Origin of the sequence: Rahnella ecdela (genome assembly GCF_019049625.1) — a bacterium.
Taxonomy (GTDB): Bacteria; Pseudomonadota; Gammaproteobacteria; order Enterobacterales; family Enterobacteriaceae; genus Rahnella; species Rahnella ecdela.
Map to the genome: position 1 here is coordinate 169,212 of NZ_JAFMOY010000127.1, position 19,921 is coordinate 189,132.

Consider the following 19,921-nt stretch of genomic DNA (forward strand, 5'->3'; position numbering starts at 1 on the left):
AGAATTCGCCGCGAACTGGATGCCGGGGTAGACGCGACTAGATTAGACACTGGAATAGTTAATGGTCTGGATTGATTACGTCATCATTGCGGTTATCGGATTTTCTGCTTTAGTCAGTTTGATCCGTGGTTTTGTTCGCGAGGCTTTATCGCTGGTAACCTGGGCTTGTGCCTTCTTTGTTGCCAGCCATTATTACCCTTATCTCGCCATCTACTTCACGCGTTTCGAAGATGAGTTAGTTCGAAACGGGATCGCAATTGCCATCTTGTTCATCGCGACGTTGATCGTAGGTGCAATTGTCAACTATGTGATCAGTTCGCTGGTGGAAAAAACCGGGTTGTCCGGCACTGACAGGGTGTTAGGTGTGTGCTTCGGCGCACTGCGCGGGGTGCTAATTGTCTCTGCGATGCTGTTCTTCCTGGATACCTTCACCAGTTTTTCACAAAGTGAAGACTGGAAACAATCCCAGTTGATCCCACAATTCAGTTATATCATCAGGTGGTTCTTTGACTACCTGCAGAGCACGTCGAGTTTCTTGCCAAAACATATTTAGTTCTGGCAGCGCTGAAGAGGAAAAGACAACATGTGCGGTATTGTCGGTATCGCCGGTTTCATGCCGGTAAACCAGTCGATTTATGACGCGTTAACGGTGTTACAACACCGTGGGCAGGATGCCGCAGGCATCGTCACCATTGATGCCAATAATAACTTCCGTTTACGGAAAGCGAATGGCCTGGTGAAGGATGTTTTCGAAGCCCGCCATATGCAACGCTTACAGGGCAACATGGGTATTGGCCATGTGCGCTACCCAACGGCTGGCAGTTCCAGCGCTTCAGAAGCTCAACCTTTTTACGTCAACTCTCCGTTCGGCATCACCCTTGCCCATAACGGTAACCTGACGAATGCTCACGAATTACGAAGCAACCTGTTCGAAGGCCAGCGTCGCCATGTGAATACCACTTCCGATTCTGAGATCCTGCTGAATATCCTGGCGAGTGAACTGGATCGTTTTCAGCATTATCCGCTGGAAGCCGATAACATTTTCGCTGCGGTTGCCGCGGTGAACCTGAAAATCCGTGGCGCATATGCGTGTGTGGCGATGATTATCGGCCACGGCATGCTGGCGTTCCGTGACCCGCACGGTATCCGTCCGCTGGTTATTGGTAAGCGCACGCTGGAAGATGGCCGCAATGAGTACATGGTGGCGTCTGAAAGTGTGGCACTCGATACCTTAGGTTTTGAGTTCCTGCGTGACGTCGCGCCGGGCGAAGCGGTGTATATCACCGAAAAAGGCCAGCTCTATACCCGCATGTGTGCTGAGAATCCTCAGTACAATCCGTGCCTGTTCGAGTACGTGTATTTCGCGCGTCCTGACTCCTTCATCGACAAAATTTCCGTCTACAGCGCCCGTGTTCGTATGGGTGAAAAGCTGGGCGCGAAAATTGCCCGTGAATGGGAAGATCTGGATATCGACGTGGTGATCCCTATCCCGGAAACCTCCTGCGATATCGCGCTGGAAATCGCCCGTATTCTGAATAAACCGTACCGTCAGGGTTTTGTGAAAAACCGTTACGTGGGCCGTACCTTTATCATGCCGGGCCAGCAGGAACGTCGTAAATCGGTACGCCGTAAACTGAATGCCAACCGTGCTGAATTCCGCGATAAAAACGTGCTGCTGGTGGATGACTCCATCGTGCGCGGTACCACCTCTCAGCAGATTGTTGAGATGGCGCGTGAAGCGGGTGCGAGACGTGTTTACCTGGCGTCTGCTGCGCCGGAAATTCGTTTCCCTAACGTGTACGGTATCGATATGCCAAGTGCCAATGAACTGATTGCACATGGCCGTGAAGTCAGCGAAATCAATCAGATGATTGGTGCTGATGCGTTAATCTTCCAGGATCTGAGCGACCTTATCGCCGCAGTGAAAGAAGACAATACCGATATCGAGAAATTCGAATGTTCAGTTTTCGACGGTGTTTACGTCACCAAAGACGTTGACCAGAACTATCTGGAATACCTCGAAGCCCTGCGTAACGACGACGCTCAGGCGTTGCGTGGCCAGCAGGAAGCGGAAAACCTCGAGATGCACAACGAAGGCTGATTAGCCGGTTGCTGACATCCGCTAAAGCGCGCCCCTCCGGTGAACTCCGGGCGGGCGCGTTTTTTTATGTCCGGATTTATGTCAGTATTGGCAGCATCAGGTCCGGTAACATTTTAAGGCAGTGTTCATGAAACGGCTTATCGTCGGTATTTCAGGCGCCAGCGGCGCAATTTATGGTGTCAGACTTTTGCAGGTTTTGCAGAGCGTGCCTGACATCGAAACCCATCTGGTGATGAGCAATGCAGCCCGCCAGACGCTGACTCTGGAAACGGATCTGACGCTGCGTGACGTTCAGGCACTGGCAGATGTGGTACATGATTCCCGCGATATTGCTGCCAGCATTTCTTCCGGCTCTTTTAAAACGGCGGGGATGGTGATTTTACCCTGTTCGATAAAAACGCTTTCCGGCATCGTGAACAGTTATACCGACGGTCTGCTGACCCGCGCTGCTGACGTGGTGCTGAAAGAACGCCGTCGTCTGGTCCTGTGCGTGCGTGAAACGCCGCTGCATCTTGGGCATCTGCGCCTCATGACGCAGGCCGCCGAGCTTGGAGCCATCATTATGCCGCCGGTTCCGGCGTTTTATCATCGCCCGCAGACCGTGGAAGATATTATCGATCAGACCGTAAACCGGGTGATTGATCAGTTTGATATTGAGCTCCCTGAGGACTTATTTGTTCGATGGCAGGGCAGTCGCTGATCTTTCTTCTCCCAATCCGCACTCATTTCGCGCAGTTCAGTTACATTGCACCAACAATGATCACAATTTGATTCATTAAGGTGCAGTGTTCGCCGCCCCTTCAGCTATTCTTCCTTCAGACCTTTGAAAACTTTCATTATCCCGATGCTTTTTTGACCGGTTTTCGGTCTCGCACAGCAGAAAATCGCTGTGCAGAGAAACGGCACGAAAAGTGCATGAGAAAATCTGGCAAAAAGCCATTTGCATTGTTCAGCAAACTATAAAAAGACGTTCATTCACGCACACACAACCACAACAGATGAATAATCACTGAGGCTAATGTATGAAAAAGTTGTTCAAGGTTCTTCCGCTGGTTCTGGTCTTAGCCAGTGCAGGTAGTGCATTTGCTGCCGCGCCTAAAGCAATTAATATCGGTACTGATCCGACTTACGCCCCATTTGAATCAAAAGACTCCAGCGGTAAGCTGGTTGGCTTTGATATCGACCTGGCTAACGAGATGTGTAAACGTGCAGCCATCAAATGTACTTATGTTGAAAGTGATTTCGATGCACTGATCCCATCCCTGAAAGCCAAGAAAATTGATGCGATTATTTCCTCATTATCCATCACTGAAAAACGTCAGCTGGAAATCGATTTTACTGAAAAACTCTATGCCGCTAACGCCCGTCTGATTGCACCGAAAGGCTCTAAAATTCTGCCAACTCTGGATGCACTGAAAGGCAAAAACGTCGGCGTGTTGCAGGGTTCCACTCAGGAAGCCTATGCCAACGCACAGTGGCAGCCAAAAGGCATCAACGTGGTGGCTTACCAGAACCAGGATCTGATTTATGCGGATCTGGCTTCCGGTCGTCTGGACGCCGCATTCCAGGATGAAGTGGCAGGCAGCGAAGGCTTCCTGAAACAGGCTGCGGGCAAAGAGTATGCGTTCGCGGGCCCGTCTGTGAAGGATGATAAATTCTTCGGCGTAGGCACCGGCATGGGTCTGCGTAAGAATGAAACTGACCTGAAAGATGCACTGAACAAGGCGTTTGACAGCATGCGTAAAGACGGAACTTACGACAAACTGGCGAAAAAATACTTCGACTTTGACGTTTACGGCGGCTGATTCGCGCTGTGAGATGTGCCAAAGGGAGCGGTTCGCCGCTCCCTGCGGTTCTGACGCGGGCTGTCATTTTACCTGCGCAGGGATCCACTAAAGACAGGAAAAAACCATGCTGTATGGGTATTCCCAGGTAATTATCCAGGGCACGTTGGTGACTCTGGAACTGGCGATTTCGTCAGTTATTTTAGCGCTGGTGATAGGGCTTATCGGGGCTGGTGGGAAACTGTCGAAGAGCCGGATTGTTTCTGGTTTTTTTGGTTGCTATACCACGCTTATCCGCGGCGTACCTGATCTGGTATTGATGTTATTAATTTTTTACGGATTGCAGATTGCACTCAACAGCCTGACCGAATCCATCGGCATGTCGCAGATTGATATCGATCCGATGAGCGCCGGTATCATTACGCTGGGCTTTATTTATGGTGCCTATTTCACGGAGACATTCCGTGGGGCGTTTATGGCCGTTCCCCGCGGGCAAATCGAAGCGGCAACCGCATTCGGGTTCAGCGGCTCACAAATTTTCCGTCGAATTTTATTCCCGGCCATGATGCGTTTTGCTCTGCCCGGTATTGCCAACAACTGGCAGGTTATTCTCAAAGCCACCGCGCTGGTGTCATTGCTCGGCCTTAATGATGTGGTTAAAGCCACGCAGCTTGCAGGCAAAGGCACATATCAGCCGTTCTATTTTGCGATAGTGGCGGGTGTGGTTTATCTGATTTTCACCACGCTGTCGAACGGCGTGCTGGTGTGGCTTGATCGCCGTTATTCGCTGGGTGTGAAGAGGGCTGATCTATGATCGAAATTTTACAACAGTACGGTATGTCCTTGCTCTACAGCGACGGCTACCGTTTTACCGGTCTGGCGATCACCCTGTGGTTACTGATAAGCTCCGTCGTGATAGGCGGACTGCTGGCGGTGCCGATGGCTGTGGGTCGTGTTTCTTCCAACAAATTCCTGCGTTATCCGATCTGGCTTTATACCTACGTTTTCCGCGGTACACCGCTGTATGTGCAACTGCTGGTGTTTTATTCCGGGATGTACAGTCTGGAAATCGTCAGAGGTACAGATTTTCTCAATGCCTTCTTCCGCAGCGGGCTGAACTGTACGATCCTGGCGCTGACACTCAATACCTGTGCGTACACGACTGAGATTTTTGCCGGTGCGATCCGCTCCGTTCCGCACGGTGAAATTGAAGCGGCCAATGCTTACGGATTCTCACGCTTTAAACTGTATACCTGCATTATTTTGCCGTCGGCATTACGGACGGCGCTGCCCGCATACAGTAATGAAGTCATTCTGATGCTGCACTCCACCGCGCTGGCGTTTACTGCCACCGTGCCGGATGTGCTGAAAATAGCCCGTGACATCAACTCGGCGACATATCAGCCGTTTTACGCTTTCGGGATTGCAGCAGTAATTTATCTTTGTGTTTCTTTTGTCCTGATTGGTTTGTTCCGCAAGGCGGAAAAACGCTGGCTGGCTCACGTGAAGCCTCAAGCTCATTAATAAGAATTATTTTTGCGGAATAACTTTATGCCAGAAAACAAATTAGCGGTTCTCGATCTCCACAAGCGCTATGGCGACCATGAGGTGCTGAAAGGCGTTTCGTTGTCAGCCAATGCGGGTGATGTGATCAGTATTATCGGTTCGTCAGGTTCCGGGAAAAGTACCTTCCTGCGCTGTATTAACTTCCTTGAGAAACCAAGCGAAGGTTCGATCAGCGTCAATAATCAGGATATCCGTATGGTGCGCGACACCGACGGGCAACTGAAAGTGTTTGATAAAAAGCAGCTGCAACTGCTGCGTACCAAACTGACAATGGTCTTTCAGCATTTCAACCTGTGGAGCCACATGACGGTGCTGGAAAACGTCATGGAAGCGCCGGTGCAGGTGCTGGGACTGAGCAAAGCCGAAGCGCGCGAACGTGCGGTGAAGTATCTCGACAAAGTGGGTATCGACGCCCGCGCACAGGGAAAATATCCGGTGAATTTGTCAGGCGGTCAGCAACAACGTGTGTCTATTGCCCGCGCGCTGGCGATGGAGCCTGAAGTGCTGCTGTTTGATGAACCGACCTCTGCGCTCGATCCTGAACTGGTCGGCGAAGTATTGCGTATCATGCAAAAGCTGGCAGAAGAGGGGAAAACGATGGTGGTGGTGACGCACGAAATGGAGTTTGCCCGTCATGTCTCCAGCCACGTTATTTTCCTGCATCAGGGCGTGATTGAAGAGCAAGGTGATCCTTCCGAGGTGTTCGGCAACCCGAAAAGTGCCCGTCTGCAACAGTTCCTTTCAGGTGCGCTGAAGTAACATCTGTACGCGCCTTCCCCTCTCACGAGGGGAAGGCTGGGATGGGGTGTGGGTTTTACCTGAAACAAATCAACCTTTCGCTGCCAGCAGGCACAGCTGTACGGTCAGTTCGTAGGATTTCACAAATGAATTCACCGGCAGGAACTCGAATTTCGAATGGAAATTATGCGCCCCTGTGAAGTAGTTCGGCGTCAGTAATCCTTTGGCTGAAAGCGCTGCACCGTCGGTGCCACCGCGCATCGGGATCACTTTTGGATCCACGCCAATCTCTTTCAGACCTGCAAAGATAAGATCAATCGCCCGGCGATCTTCACCGATGGCGCTGCTGATATTGCTGTAGGTGTCGCTGATTTCCACAGACACTTTCGCCGCCGGATACTGCTCGGCAATCTCTTTCGCCACATCCTGAATTTTCTGCTTACGCGCCGCAAAACTTGCGCTGTCGAAATCACGGATGGAAGCTTTCAGTTCTGCGCCTTGCTGCGAAGCGCTCATGCCGTTGAACCAGACATAACCTTCGCGACCCTCGGTATTTTCAGGCGTTTCTGCGCGGTCAAAATGATTGATGAAATCCTGCGCCATCAGCAGGGGATTCACCAGCACGCCTTTGGCCGACATCGGGTGCGCCGTCACGCCGGTAAAAGTAATTTCCGCCGCCGCCGCGTTGAAGTTTTCATACACCACTTCCCCCAGTTCACAGCAGTCGATGGTGTAAGCGAAATCAACATCGAAACGCGCGAGATCCAACGCTTTCGCGCCGCGCAGGCCGATTTCTTCATCCGGCACAAACGCCACCAGGATATCGCCATATTCCTGCTCAGCGGTCAGATTTTCCAGCAACGTCATCACGACAGTCACCGCCGCTTTATTATCCGCACCGAGCACGCTGGTGCCGTCGCTGAAAATAATGTCTTCGCCTTTATAAGGCAGGATTTCTGGGCGTTCGGCAGGGCGCAGCCAGATATCCTTTTCAATATTCAGGCACACATCATCGCCGGTAAAACGCAACGTCTGCGGGTGGATATCCGGACGCAGGCCGACATCCACGGTATCAATATGCGTGATGAAACCGATGCGCGGGCCGCCTTGTTTGGTGCCGGTTTTTACGGCGGTGACGGTCGCATGTTCGTCGATCTGAATGTTTTCCAGACCCAGCTGATGCAATTCTTCTGCCAGTAAACGCGCCATATCATGCTGACCCGGCGTGCTTGGCAAAGTGGTCGCGCTGGCATCACTTTGTGATGTCACGGAGAGATAGCGGTAGAAACGTTCGGTAAGCTGTTTTGCAATTGTTGTCGACATCTTGACCTCTGAATGTGCGCAAATATTGTTCCTTGTTATAAGATTTTCATATATAACAAAGTATTACTACGTGTTATCCAGATGTTAATCTGTTTTTGCTTTATGTTCCACGATGAAGAAGATTTAAACACTCTCCGGACAGGGAAAAAGGGAAAATAATGAAACACAACATATTAAAAATAAGCACAGGCTTACTGGCGCTGGCCATTACGGGTGGCGTTTCTGCTAAAACGCTGGTGTATTGTTCTGAAGGTTCGCCAGAGCAATTCAATCCGCAACTTTACACATCTGGCACCTCTGTGGACGCCAGCGCCGCACCGATTTATAACCGTCTGGTGGATTTCAAAATCGGTACCACGGAGCTTATCCCAAGCCTGGCGGAAAGCTGGGATGTGAGTGCGGACGGTAAAACCTATACCTTCCACCTGCGCAAGGGCGTCAAATTTCAGAACAACAAACTGTTCAAACCCAGCCGTGATTTCAATGCTGACGACGTGATCTTCTCCTTCATGCGCCAGAAAGATGAAAATAACCCGTACCATAAAGTTTCCGGCGGTACGTATCTGAACTTCGACAGCCTGAAAATGGGCGACCTGATTGGCAGCATTGATAAGGTGGATGATTATACGGTCCGGTTCAATCTGACCCGTCCGGAAGCCCCGTTCGTGGCCGATCTGGCGTGGTATTTTGCATCGATCCTCTCGGCGGAATATGCCGATCAGATGCTCAAAGCCGGTACGCCGGAAAAAGTCGATCAGGATCCGGTCGGTACCGGCCCGTTCGAACTGATGCAATACCAGAAGGACACGCGTCTGTTGTACAAGGCGTTCCCGGAATACTGGCAGGGTAAATCCAAAATTGACCGCCTGGTGTATACCATCACGCCTGATGCCTCAATGCGCCTTGCTAAACTGGAGAAAAACGAGTGTCAGGTGATGCCGTTCCCGAATCCGGCAGATCTTGAGCGTATGCGGGCAAATAAAGACATCAATCTGATGAGCAAGGCTGGGCTGAACACTGGTTTCCTGTCGTTCAATACGCAGAAAGCGCCGCTGGATAATGTGAAAGTGCGTCAGGCGCTGACCATGGCAATTAACAAACCTCAAATAATCGAAGCGGTATTCCACGGCACGGGAACTGTTGCCAAAACGCTGTTGCCGAGCGGCGTCTGGAGTTACAACGACAAGCTGGTCGATTATGATTATTCGCCTGAAAAAGCCAAAGCATTGCTGGCTGAAGCCGGTATGCCGAACGGTTTTGATATCGACCTGTGGGCAATGCCGGTTCAGCGTCCGTATAACCCGAACGCCCGTCGTATGGCGGAGATGATCCAGGCGGACTGGGCCAAAATTGGCGTCAAAGCGCACATCGTCAGTTACGAATGGGGCGAATACCAGACCCGGATCCGTAACGGCGAGCACATGGCAGCGCTGATGGGCTGGACCACGGCGAACGGTGACCCGGATAACTTCTTCGGCCCGCTGTTTACCTGTAACGCAGCAAAGGGCGGTTCAAACTCGGCAAAATGGTGCTACGCGCCGTTTGACAAGCTGATTACCGAAGCGAAAGAAACCACCGATCACGCCAAACGCGTCGCGCTTTACGAACAGGCCCAGCAGATGATGCACGATCAGGCTCCGGCAGTGATGATCGCCCACTCCACCATTTTCGAACCGGTTCGCAAAGAAGTGACCGGCTATGAAGTGGATCCGTTTGGGAAACATGTGTTTTATCAGGCGGATGTGAAGGAGTAAAACGATCCGTGCAGTTAACTCCCTCCCCCTTCGCAGGGGGAGGAGCAAAGCCAAAACGGTTTTTCTTTACATGCATGAGCAAGACTTGCCCCTTCACGCAAGCAAATCCTCCAGCGCTTCCTTCAGCTCCTGATGTTTAAATATAAACCCGGCCGCTTCCAGTCTGCGCGGTACGGCGCGCTGGCCTCCCAGCACCAATACTGCTGATTCGCCCATCAGCAAGCGCACCACGGGGCCTGGCGCGCGCATAAAGGCCGGGCGGTGGAGGACTTCACCGAGCAGGGCGCTGAATTGTTCATTACGTGCCGGATACGGTGACACCATATTGAACGGGCCAGAGAGCGTTTCGTGGGCGAGCAGGAACAGGATCCCGTCAACCATGTCTTCGATATGGATCCACGGCATGTATTGCTGACCATCGCCGATCGGGCCACCAAGACCTGCGCGGAAGGGCAGTACTATTTTTGCCAGCGCACCGCCTTTTTCGGCCAGTACGATCCCGGTTCGTAGCAGACAGACCCGCGTGGACGGGCTTTGTGCGGACATCGCCAGCGCTTCCCAGCGGGCGCACAACTGCCAGGTAAATTGCTTGTTCGGCGGCTCATCTTCCGGCACCAGGGCCTGGCCCTGATCGCCGTAATAACCTACCGCTGAACCGGAAATGAAGACTGAAGGGGGCGTCTGGCTGGCATTAATCAGCGTTGCCAGCTTTTCGGTGAGCTGCCAGCGGCTTTCGCACAACAGGGCTTTGTGTTCTTTCGTCCAGCGTTTATCCGCGATCGGTTCACCGGCAAGATTGATGACGGCGTCGAAACCGTCGAGTGTGGTTTTGCCGTCCAGCGTTTCCCAGATCTGAACCTGCGAACCCAACAGCTTTGCCGCACGCTCCGGTGCGCGGCTCAGTGCGGTAATCTGATGAGATTGCTCAAGAAGCCGTTCGGTGAGTTTTCGGCCGATGAGCCCGGTGGCGCCGGTTATCAGGATTTTCATATCGTGATCCTTAACTGTCTGAATTCGCGGATGAACTGACTCTAATCATAGATTAGTCATCGCCACTAACTCGCGATGTGGAGCACAATTAAGCGTTTTAATTTTAAAGAGGGGAAATACACCTCCGGCAAAGTCCGCAGGTGCCGGGAGGTCTATGCCTGCGCTAACGCATAGGCTTTTTGCGTCGCCGGACGGCTTTTCACCCGTTCAAACCAGTTACGCACGGCAGGAAATTCCGCCAGATCAATACGCTGGCGCTCATGCGCCGCCACCCACGGGTAAGTGGCAATATCAGCAATGCTGTAATTCTCACCTGCGATATAGGCATTTTTTTCCAGCTGACGGTTCAGCACCCCATATAACCGGCGGGTTTCCTGCAGAAAACGTTCGATGGCATAAGGTACCGGTTGCGGCGCGTATTGAGTGAAATGATGATTCTGGCCGAGCATCGGGCCAAATCCGGCAACCTGCCAGGTCAGCCACTCCAGCGTGAGGGTGCGTTCGCGCAGTTCCGGGCTGAGAAATTTGCCGGTTTTTTCTGCCAGATACTGCAAAATTGCGCCAGACTCAAAGACACTGATCGGTGCGCCGCCATCCACAGGCTGATGATCGACAATGGCCGGGATTTTATTGTTCGGGGAAATAGCGAGGAATTCAGGCTTGAATTGCTCTCCGGCGCTCATATCAATGCGATAAAGCCGGTATGGCAGGCCACTCTCTTCAAGAAAAAGAGAAATTTTATGGCCATTGGGCGTGGGTGCGTAATAGAGATCGATCATATTGCCTCCTGCGTTGTTTTAATCAGACTCCGCGACTTGCGGGGCGGGATGCGCCAATGGGGAATTGATACTCACAAACTTTTTATCATGACTAATAGGTTATCATAATCCATATGAATGACTGGCTATGTCAGAGTTGTCTGATGGCGAACTTTGTGGGCTAACATAGCTTTTACGGTGTATGAACGCACCCATAGCTATTGAAGCGACCCAGCAGACCCAGATAGAATCTCCGGATATTATCGACGTGTTGCAAAATCACAGCGCACAGACTTATTGCGCACAGACCAGCGCTTAAAAGAGAAGGTTCCAGCGGATGTCAGAACAAGAGCAAAACATCAGTACGGATGAATGGGTTGATATCGTCAACGAAGATAACGAAGTCATTGCCCAGGCCAGCCGACAACAAATGCGCGCTCAGGTCCTGCGTCACCGTGCCAGCTATATCGTGGTTCATGATGGCATGGGTAATATTTTGATTCAGCGCCGTACTGAAACCAAAGATTTCTACCCGGGCTGGCTGGATGCAACAGCCGGTGGCGTGGTGCAAAGTGGTGAAAATATTCTGGACTCTGCGCGTCGTGAAGCCGAAGAAGAGTTAGGAATTGCCGGTGTGCCTTTTGCCGAGCACGGGCAGTTCTATTTTGAAGAAGAGAACAAATGCCGCGTCTGGGGCGCGCTGTTCAGTTGCGTATCCCACGGTCCATTCGCTTTGCAGGAAGAAGAAATTGATGCTGTACGCTGGATGACGCCGGAAGAGATCACCGCCCGTTGTGATGAATTCACGCCTGATTCTCTTAAAGCCCTGTCATTGTGGATGACGCGCAATAACGAGAAAGAACACGGCAAGCCTCTGACGCGTGAAGCGGCAGCACCGGCGGCTGAAAGTGTGAAAACTGATGAAGATTCGTCTCGCGAAGACGATATCTGATAAGCATCTCGCGGGCGATATACTATCGCCCGTTGTTTTTCTAGCAACTGTCCCGCTTACACAATGACGATGCAATCGTCACCTCTTCCCATTCTTCGTCATTAATCCTCGCCAGTAACGCCTGTGCCGCGCGCACGCCGATTTCTTTATGCGGAATAGCAATGGTGGTCAGCGGTGGCTGACAGACTTTGCTGACGTCTGAATTGCCAAAACCGACCACAGCCAGATCGTCCGGCACTTTGATTCTTCTGCGCTGACATTCATACAGTGCGCCGCAGGCCAGATCGTCTGACACACACACCAGCGCGTCGAGTTCTGGCCAGGCCAGCAAAAATTCAGGCAGTTGCTGGGCCCCGGTAGAAAAACAGGCAGGCTCCGCAGCGTTGATCACCCGGTGCGGCGACATGTGCGCTTTCAGCATCGCTTTACGCCAGCCCTGCAAATGTTGCTGGAAAATCCACTGTTCCTGATTGGCGCACAGCATGCCAATGTTTTGATAACCCTTTGCCACCACGGTTTGCGTCAGCTGAAACATCGCTTCGACGTAATCAATACCGATATTCATATCGATGGGGGAATCGGTCAGCGCACCGATTTCTAACACCGGAATAGTCAGGTTATCCAGCCATTGCCTGACATTCGCGGAATGCTCAACGGAAAGCAAAATCGCCGCCGCCAGATTGTAAGAAAGCAGCGTTTCCAGCAGCTTTTCCTCACGCTCCATGCGGTGCTGGGATTCGGCCAGCATGATCTGATATCCCGCCGGCTGGAGCACTTTCTGCAATCCTGCAAACATCTCCGCGCAACCGGATTCAGACAGGCTGGGGACAATCATCGCAATAGTATTGGACGAGGCAGAAGCCAGAGAACTTGCGGCCTGATTGGGCAGATAACCCAGCTGACTGACGGCTTCTTCGATTTTTTCCCGCAGCTTGTCGGAGACCTGCTCCGGTGTTCGCAGTGCACGGGAAACCGTCATGCTCCCCACGCCTGCAAGCTGCGCAACATCTGCCAGCGTGACTCTTCCGGTACTGCGTCTTTTCTTGTTAATGGACATTCACGATCCTGACCTTAACTGCGCATCGTGCGCACAATGTATGCCCGTTGGCATAACGAAAAAAGCGAGCCGCAGCAGGACCGGCATAACGGGAACTACGGCAGAATTCGGTAAATTATCGGCAATTTCCAGACAAAGTATACCGTTATTTGTACAAACCTCTGGCCAGTGATACCGCAGCGCGATTATTTTTGATAGCGCTATCACAGATCTCAATGATAGAAGTTTGGTAGCGCTATCTTTGTGAGATGTATCACAGATGTTAACGCTACCGCTGAAGTAGAGTCTGGATCGTTGGTGCGGTTTGGGGGAAATTTGACCGGCCATCTTCAAAAATAAAACGGAGCATCACTATGCTGAATGATTGGCTGACTTCTGAACGAATTCAGATCAGAACGGATATCACGGACTGGCGGCAGGCAGTGGAAGTGAGCGCTGAGCCACTGCTGAAAGAAGGGACAATTACCCCGGATTACCTGACGGCGATTTTTGCGCAGCGGGAAAAACTGGGGCCGTATTTTGTTCTGGCACCGGGCATTGCGATGCCACATGCCAGACCGGAAGAGGGAGCAAACGGACTGGGTTTATCTCTGCTGACGTTACCGCAGGGGGTGAAGTTTAATTCAGAGGATAATGATCCGGTATATACAGTCGTCATGTTATCCGCACCCGATAAGCACAGTCATATTGAACTGATTTCTGAGCTGGCTGAATTATTTTCCAGCGATGAAGATATGCAGAAAATCCATCAGGCAAAAACCATCAGTGAAATACAAGAAGTGATTTCCCGCTATTAATTTGAGTGACTGCTGCAATCGGGAAAATCATTTCAATCAGAGAATTATAAACAATCAGAGGCCCGGATACGGGTAACTGATACGCTATGTTACGCTTTCAAAACAGATAAAGAACAGGTGAATAAAATGAAAATTATGGCGATTTGTGGTTCCGGTTTAGGCAGCAGCTTTATGGTTGAAATGAATATTAAAAAAGTGCTGAAGAAACTGAATATTCAGGCGGATGTTCAGCACTCCGATTTGTCTTCTGCCATTCCCGGCGAAGCCGACCTGTTTGTGATGGCGAAAGACATCGCTGCCAGCGCCAGCATTCCTGATAATCAGTTAGTGGTGATCACTAACATTATTGATATTAATGAACTTGAAACCAAACTGGTTGCGCATTTTGAAAAACACCCAGTGTCCTGACGGCACTGAATAACCCTACAAATAAAACAAATAGACAAACGAGGTGGATATGTTTATCCAGGAAACGCTCAAGTTTGTGGTTGATATATTAAAAGTGCCTTCCGTACTGGTGGGGCTCATCGCATTAATTGGCCTGGTCGCACAAAAGAAAAACTTTTCTGATGTGGTGAAAGGGACGGTAAAAACAATACTGGGCTTTTTAGTATTGGGCGGTGGTGCCACGGTATTAGTCGGCTCTCTTAATCCTTTAGGTGGTATGTTCGAACACGCCTTTAATATCCAGGGTATTATTCCTAATAACGAAGCCATTGTTTCCATCGCACTGGAGAAATTCGGTGCGCCGACCGCCTTGATTATGGCGTTTGGTATGGTGGCAAACCTGATTGTGGCGCGTTTCACCCGACTGAAATATGTCTTCCTGACCGGGCATCATACGTTCTATATGGCCTGTATGATCAGCGTCATTCTGACCGTTGCCGGATTCGAAGGCGTTGCTCTGGTCTTCACCGGTTCCCTGACGCTCGGCCTTATCATGGCGTTCTTCCCGGCGCTGGCGCAGCGTTACATGCGTAAAATCACCGGCAGCGACGACGTGGCATTCGGCCATTTCGGCACTATCGGTTACGTCTTATCAGGCTGGATCGGCAGTAAAGTCGGCAAAGGTTCACGTTCTACTGAAGAAATGAATCTGCCTAAAAACCTGAGCTTCCTGCGCGACAGCTCCATTTCTATCTCCCTCACCATGATCATCATCTATCTGATCATGGCGGTGTTCGCCGGTCAGGTCTTTGTTGAGGCGACTTACAGCGCGGGCCAGAACTATCTGGTGTATGCCATCATCATGGCGATTACCTTCGCGGCGGGTGTGTTCATCATTCTGCAAGGTGTGCGTCTGATCCTGGCGGAAATCGTTCCGGCATTCGTCGGCTTCTCTGAAAAACTGGTTCCAAATGCCCGTCCGGCGCTGGACTGTCCGGTGGTGTATCCGTACGCACCGAATGCCGTGCTGATTGGCTTCCTGTTCAGCTTCCTCGGCGGTCTGGTCGGTCTGTTCCTGTTAGGGCAAATGCATCTGGTGCTGATCCTGCCGGGCGTGGTGCCGCACTTCTTCACGGGTGCAACGGCGGGTGTCTTCGGTAATGCGACCGGCGGACGTCGCGGCGCGATGGTCGGAGCATTTGCCAACGGCGTGCTGATTACTTTCCTGCCGGTTCTGCTGTTGCCGGTGCTGGGTGCGCTGGGTTTTGCCAACGCGACATTCTCTGACGCAGACTTCGGGGTAATCGGCATCCTGCTGGGCAACCTGGCGCGCTTCATGTCGAAGGAAGGCATCATGGCGCTGATCGTCGGTATCTTCGCGGTACTGGTCGCCTGGAACTATCTCGGCAAAAAACCGGTGGCTGAGAAAGAAGTCACTGAGAAGTAATTCTGTATCACTACGTTTGTTAACTCCATCCGGGAAACACTGTCCTGCCTGTTAGAAATAACAGGCCAGGATAAGTGCTCACTAAAATAAGGACCCATGAAGATGAAAGATGTCCAGGAGGTTCGTGATCTGGCCCGCCATATCCGCATCGAGACGCTGAAAATGCTGACCGGTCTGGGATTCGGGCACTATGGCGGCAGCATGTCAGTGGTGGAAACGCTGGCTGTATTGTATGGCGATGTGATGCGCATCGACCCGAAAAATCCAGACTGGCAGGATCGCGATTATTTCGTGCTGTCCAAAGGTCATGCGGGACCGGCGCTGTATGCGACGCTGGCGCTGAAAGGCTATTTTCCGGTCAGCGAATTGCAAACGCTGAACCAGAACGGCACCCGTTTACCGAGCCATCCGGACAGGCTGCGTACAACGGGTGTCGATGCGACCACCGGTTCGCTCGGACAAGGCGTTTCCATCGCCGCAGGCATGGCGCTTTCGCACAAACTTGCCGGTCGCACCAACCGCGTATTCTGCATTCTTGGCGACGGCGAACTCAACGAAGGCCAGTGCTGGGAAGCCTTCCAGTTTATTGCGCATCACAACCTGCACAACCTGACGTTGTTCATCGACTACAACAAACAACAGCTCGACGGTACGCTGGATGACGTGATTAAACCGTTCGATCTGGCCGGAAAATTCAGTGCGTTTGGCTTCGATGTTCAGACTATTAAAGGCGATGATATTGTAGCGATAAGCGAGGCGGTGACACAGGTTCGTCACGGCGAACAGCGTCCGCTGGTGGTGATCCTCGACAGCATCAAAGGGCAGGGCGTGAAGTATCTCGAACAACTGGCGAACTCGCACCATCTGCGTTTAACGCCGGATGTGAAACTGGAAATCGAAAATGCGATCGCTGAGCTGGAGGCCACCCATGTTTGAAGTCTCTCTGGAATTACAAAAAGACGCGGTGGAAATGCGTAAAGTTTACGCCAATACCGTGCGTGAAAAGATTGTAGAGAACACGCCGATTATCGCGCTGGAAGCGGATCTGATGAGCTCGATGGCGATGGACGGTGTGCATAAAGACCACCCTGAGCACGTGATTAACTGCGGCATTATGGAAGCGAACGTCATCGGCGTAGCGGCGGGTTTATCATTGACCGGACGCGTACCTTTTGTGCATACCTTTACTGCGTTCGCCAGCCGTCGTTGTTTCGATCAGCTGTTTATGTCGCTGGATTATCAGAAGAACAACGTGAAGATTATCGCCTCTGATGCGGGCGTCAGCGCCTGTCACAACGGCGGTACGCACATGTCGTTTGAAGATATGGGTATCGTGCGCGGACTGGCCAACTCCGTGGTGATGGAAGTGACGGATGCGGTGATGTTCCGCAATATCCTGTTGCAGTTGATGGATTTAAAAGGTTTTTACTGGGTGCGCACCATCCGCAAACAGGCCACGCAGGTTTATCAGGAAGGTTCGACGTTCACCATCGGCAAAGCCAATGTGCTGCGCGACGGCACAGACGTGACGCTGATTGCCAACGGTATTATGGTTGCCGAAGCGCTGAAAGCGGCAGAAATGCTGGAGCGCGAAGGGGTCAGTGCGGCAGTTATCGACATGTTCACCCTCAAGCCGATTGATAAAGACATCATCATTCAATACGCCGCGAAAACGGGCAAAATTGTCACCTGTGAAAACCACAGTATCCACAACGGGCTGGGATCTGCAGTGGCGGAAGTATTGGTGGAAAATCAGCCGGTGCCGATGCGCCGTGTTGGCGTGAAAGAGCGTTACGGTCAGGTTGGGACACAGGAGTTCTTACAACAAGAATATGGCCTGACGGCTGAACATATTCTGGAAGCCGCGAAGACTTTGCTCTGAATTTGTCGAAAGCATATGACCAAAAAAAACGCCGGACATTATGCCCGGCGTTTTGCGTTCAGTCGCTTTCAGTTCATAAGTTGCGGCTTACTTAGCCGCAACCGCTGCTTCTGCCTGAGCAGACTGAATCGCAGTCAGTGCCACGGTGTAGACGATATCGTCTACCAGTGCGCCACGGGACAGGTCGTTAACCGGTTTACGCATACCCTGCAGCATCGGGCCGATAGAGACCAGATCCGCAGAACGTTGTACCGCTTTATAGGTGGTGTTACCGGTGTTCAGGTCAGGGAAGATGAACACGGTCGCTTTACCTGCCACTGGCGAGTTTGGCGCTTTAGATTGTGCAACGTCAGCCATAATCGCAGCGTCGTATTGCAGCGGACCATCGATGATCAGGTCCGGACGTTTTTCCTGCGCCAGACGGGTCGCTTCACGCACTTTCTCAACGTCACTACCCGCGCCGGAGTTACCGGTTGAGTAGGAGATCATCGCAACGCGTGGTTCGATACCGAATGCTGCAGCGGAATCCGCAGACTGGATCGCGATTTCAGACAGCTGTTCAGCGGTGGGATCCGGGTTGATCGCGCAGTCGCCGTAAACCAGAACCTGGTCAGGCAGCAGCATGAAGAACACGGAAGAAACCAGAGAGCTGCCCGGAGCGGTTTTGATCAGCTGCAACGGTGGGCGGATGGTGTTGGCAGTGGTGTGAACCGCGCCGGAAACCAGACCATCAACGTTACCTTGTTCCAGCATCAGAGTGCCCAGAACCACGTTGTCTTCAAGCTGTTCGCGGGCAACGACTTCGGTCATGCCCTTGCTTTTACGCAGTTCAACCAGACGTGCCACGTATTCTTCGCGCACAACCACCGGATCCACGATTTCGATGCCTTTACCCAGAGTCACGCCCTGAGCTGCGGCAACGCGTTTGATCTCGTCAGGATTACCCAACAGAACGCATTCCGCGATACCACGTTCAGCACACAGCGCTGCTGCTTTCACAGTACGTGGCTCATCGCCTTCTGGCAGAACGATGCGTTTACCGGCTTTACGGGCCAGTTCAGTCAGCTGATAACGGAACGCTGGCGGAGACAGACGGCGTGAACGCTCGGAGTGCGCGCTCAGGGAGTTGATCCAGTCAGCATTGATGTGAGAAGCCACGTACTGTTGCAGTTTCTCTACGCGCTGATGGTCATCTGCCGGGACTTCCAGGTTAAAGCTTTGCAGGCTCAGGGAAGTCTGCCAGGTGTTGGTTTCTACCATGAAGACTGGCAGGCCGGTCTGGAAAGCACGTTCGCACAGGCTGTTGATGCGATCATCAATTTCGTAGCCGCCGGTCAGCAGGATCGCGCCGATTTCCACGCCATTCATTGCGGCCAGACAGGCTGAAACCAGTACGTCAGGACGGTCAGCGGAAGTCACCAGCAGGGAACCCGGACGGAAATGCTCCAGCATATGAGGAATGCTGCGTGCACAGAAAGTCACGGATTTAACGCGGCGGGTTTTGACGTCGCCTTCATTGATGATGCGTGCGTTCAGGTGCTTAGCCATGTCGATTGCGCGGGTGGCAATCAGCTCGAAGCTCCACGGAATACAACCCAGAACAGGCAGCGGGCTGTTGGCGAACAGCTGAGTCGGGTCGATATTGGCTACGCTGGCTTTAGTGGAATCATCAAAGATCTCAGACAGATCAGGACGAGTACGACCCTGTTCGTCAACCGGTGCATTCAGTTTGTTGATGATTACGCCGGTGATGTTTTTGTTTTTGCTGCCGCCGAAGCTGGAACGGGCCAGTTCAATACGTTCTTTCAGCTGCGCCGGAGAATCATTGCCCAGCGCCAGAACGAAGACGATTTCAGCGTTCAGGGTTTTGGCGATTTCATAGTTCAGCGCGTTGGCGAACTGGTGTTTACGGGTAGGCACTAAACCTTCCACCAGCACCACTTCTGCATCTTTGGTATTTTCGTGGTAACGCGCGATGATTTCTTCCATCAGCACGTCCTGCTGGTTGGAGCTCAGCAGCGTTTCAACGTGGCTCATTTTCAGCGGTTCAGCTGCAGTCACGGTGGAGTTAGCACGAATGATCGTGGTGGTCTGGTCAGGAGCGTCTCCGCCAGCACGCGGTTGTGCGATTGGCTTGAAGATGCTCAGGCTGACGCCTTTTTGTTCCATGGCACGGATCACACCGAGGCTGACGCTGGTAAGACCAACGCTGGTACCTGTTGGGATCAACATAATTGTACGGGACACGGCTAAACCTCTTTATCGGTTGCCAGGCAAGGACATTCGCAGGTTTGTGCAGAGGGGATAATGATCAGCATAAGCGCGATGATTATCCAGCGCGGTGCGTTCAAACGGGCGGCGTTTGCCTTTTAGTGAAAAATCACT

19 protein-coding genes are annotated in these 19,921 nt (G+C 52.0%); 14 read left to right on the forward strand and 5 right to left on the reverse strand.

Annotation, left to right across the window (positions count from 1 at the left end):
* The first annotated feature begins 61 nt into the window (after positions 1 to 61).
* The 7 genes from cvpA to hisP all read left to right on the forward strand — a co-directional run bounded on the left by cvpA (position 62) and on the right by hisP (position 6,210).
* Positions 62 to 553 carry a colicin V production protein gene (cvpA, locus tag J1784_RS14485; protein ID WP_112288114.1) on the forward strand — a complete coding sequence of 164 codons (492 nt, stop codon included), beginning with the start codon at positions 62 to 64 and terminating at the stop codon, positions 551 to 553.
* Positions 554 to 583: 30 nt separating this feature from the next.
* Positions 584 to 2,101, forward strand: a complete 1,518-nt coding sequence (purF, locus tag J1784_RS14490) for an amidophosphoribosyltransferase (protein ID WP_217149816.1) — start codon at positions 584 to 586, stop codon at positions 2,099 to 2,101.
* A gap of 127 nt (positions 2,102 to 2,228) precedes the next feature.
* Positions 2,229 to 2,801: a UbiX family flavin prenyltransferase gene (locus J1784_RS14495; RefSeq protein ID WP_217149817.1), complete on the forward strand. Its 573-nt coding sequence runs from the start codon at positions 2,229 to 2,231 to the stop codon at positions 2,799 to 2,801.
* A gap of 322 nt (positions 2,802 to 3,123) precedes the next feature.
* Entirely contained in the window at positions 3,124 to 3,906 is a 783-nt protein-coding gene (locus tag J1784_RS14500) for a lysine/arginine/ornithine ABC transporter substrate-binding protein (protein ID WP_217149818.1), read from the forward strand.
* 106 nt (positions 3,907 to 4,012) lie between these two features.
* Positions 4,013 to 4,699, forward strand: coding sequence for a histidine ABC transporter permease HisQ (locus J1784_RS14505; RefSeq protein ID WP_217149819.1), 687 nt, complete (start codon positions 4,013 to 4,015; stop codon positions 4,697 to 4,699).
* Complete coding sequence (locus tag J1784_RS14510) at positions 4,696 to 5,409, forward strand: ABC transporter permease (protein WP_217149820.1); 714 nt, start codon at positions 4,696 to 4,698, stop codon at positions 5,407 to 5,409. The genes J1784_RS14505 and J1784_RS14510 overlap by 4 nt, the downstream gene beginning before the upstream one ends.
* Before the next feature lie 27 nt (positions 5,410 to 5,436).
* Positions 5,437 to 6,210 (forward strand): histidine ABC transporter ATP-binding protein HisP, encoded by a 774-nt coding sequence (hisP, locus tag J1784_RS14515; protein WP_015696439.1) that lies wholly within the window; start codon positions 5,437 to 5,439, stop codon positions 6,208 to 6,210.
* Between the two features lie 69 nt (positions 6,211 to 6,279).
* Here the strand turns inward: hisP and pepT are convergent, their stop codons facing one another.
* Positions 6,280 to 7,512 (reverse strand): peptidase T, encoded by a 1,233-nt coding sequence (pepT, locus tag J1784_RS14520; protein WP_217149821.1) that lies wholly within the window; start codon positions 7,510 to 7,512, stop codon positions 6,280 to 6,282.
* A gap of 158 nt (positions 7,513 to 7,670) precedes the next feature.
* Between pepT and J1784_RS14525 the strand changes: the two genes are divergently transcribed.
* On the forward strand, positions 7,671 to 9,266 hold the full coding sequence (locus J1784_RS14525; protein ID WP_217149822.1) for an ABC transporter substrate-binding protein: 1,596 nt from the start codon (positions 7,671 to 7,673) through the stop codon (positions 9,264 to 9,266).
* A gap of 93 nt (positions 9,267 to 9,359) precedes the next feature.
* On the opposite strand, the gene J1784_RS14530 is transcribed toward J1784_RS14525, so the two are convergent.
* Positions 9,360 to 10,256 carry a TIGR01777 family oxidoreductase gene (locus J1784_RS14530; RefSeq protein WP_217149823.1) on the reverse strand — a complete coding sequence of 299 codons (897 nt, stop codon included), beginning with the start codon at positions 10,254 to 10,256 and terminating at the stop codon, positions 9,360 to 9,362.
* 152 nt (positions 10,257 to 10,408) lie between these two features.
* Positions 10,409 to 11,035: a GSH-dependent disulfide bond oxidoreductase gene (yfcG, locus tag J1784_RS14535; protein ID WP_217149824.1), complete on the reverse strand. Its 627-nt coding sequence runs from the start codon at positions 11,033 to 11,035 to the stop codon at positions 10,409 to 10,411.
* Positions 11,036 to 11,351: 316 nt separating this feature from the next.
* On the opposite strand from yfcG, the gene yfcD reads away from it, so the two are divergent.
* Positions 11,352 to 11,966, forward strand: coding sequence for an NUDIX hydrolase YfcD (gene yfcD / locus J1784_RS14540; protein ID WP_217149825.1), 615 nt, complete (start codon positions 11,352 to 11,354; stop codon positions 11,964 to 11,966).
* A gap of 40 nt (positions 11,967 to 12,006) precedes the next feature.
* Here the strand turns inward: yfcD and J1784_RS14545 are convergent, their stop codons facing one another.
* On the reverse strand, positions 12,007 to 13,023 hold the full coding sequence (locus J1784_RS14545; protein ID WP_113877039.1) for a LacI family DNA-binding transcriptional regulator: 1,017 nt from the start codon (positions 13,021 to 13,023) through the stop codon (positions 12,007 to 12,009).
* A 353-nt stretch (positions 13,024 to 13,376) separates the two neighbouring features.
* Here J1784_RS14545 and J1784_RS14550 point away from each other — a divergent pair, with 353 nt between their 5' ends.
* The 5 genes from J1784_RS14550 to J1784_RS14570 all read left to right on the forward strand — a co-directional run bounded on the left by J1784_RS14550 (position 13,377) and on the right by J1784_RS14570 (position 17,536).
* Positions 13,377 to 13,820: a PTS sugar transporter subunit IIA gene (locus tag J1784_RS14550; protein WP_217149826.1), complete on the forward strand. Its 444-nt coding sequence runs from the start codon at positions 13,377 to 13,379 to the stop codon at positions 13,818 to 13,820.
* Between the two features lie 126 nt (positions 13,821 to 13,946).
* The gene (locus tag J1784_RS14555; RefSeq protein WP_217149827.1) at positions 13,947 to 14,228 is read left to right on the forward strand and encodes a PTS sugar transporter subunit IIB; all 282 of its coding nucleotides are present in this window, start codon (positions 13,947 to 13,949) and stop codon (positions 14,226 to 14,228) included.
* 49 nt (positions 14,229 to 14,277) lie between these two features.
* Positions 14,278 to 15,654: a PTS ascorbate transporter subunit IIC gene (locus tag J1784_RS14560; RefSeq protein WP_112289907.1), complete on the forward strand. Its 1,377-nt coding sequence runs from the start codon at positions 14,278 to 14,280 to the stop codon at positions 15,652 to 15,654.
* Positions 15,655 to 15,756: 102 nt separating this feature from the next.
* The gene (locus J1784_RS14565) at positions 15,757 to 16,590 is read left to right on the forward strand and encodes a transketolase (protein ID WP_217149828.1); all 834 of its coding nucleotides are present in this window, start codon (positions 15,757 to 15,759) and stop codon (positions 16,588 to 16,590) included.
* Complete coding sequence (locus tag J1784_RS14570; protein WP_217149829.1) at positions 16,583 to 17,536, forward strand: transketolase family protein; 954 nt, start codon at positions 16,583 to 16,585, stop codon at positions 17,534 to 17,536. Before J1784_RS14565 ends, J1784_RS14570 begins: the two co-directional genes overlap by 8 nt.
* Positions 17,537 to 17,623: 87 nt before the next feature.
* On the opposite strand, the gene pta is transcribed toward J1784_RS14570, so the two are convergent.
* The gene (pta, locus tag J1784_RS14575; RefSeq protein ID WP_217149862.1) at positions 17,624 to 19,768 is read right to left on the reverse strand and encodes a phosphate acetyltransferase; all 2,145 of its coding nucleotides are present in this window, start codon (positions 19,766 to 19,768) and stop codon (positions 17,624 to 17,626) included.
* Positions 19,769 to 19,921: the final 153 nt, after the last annotated feature.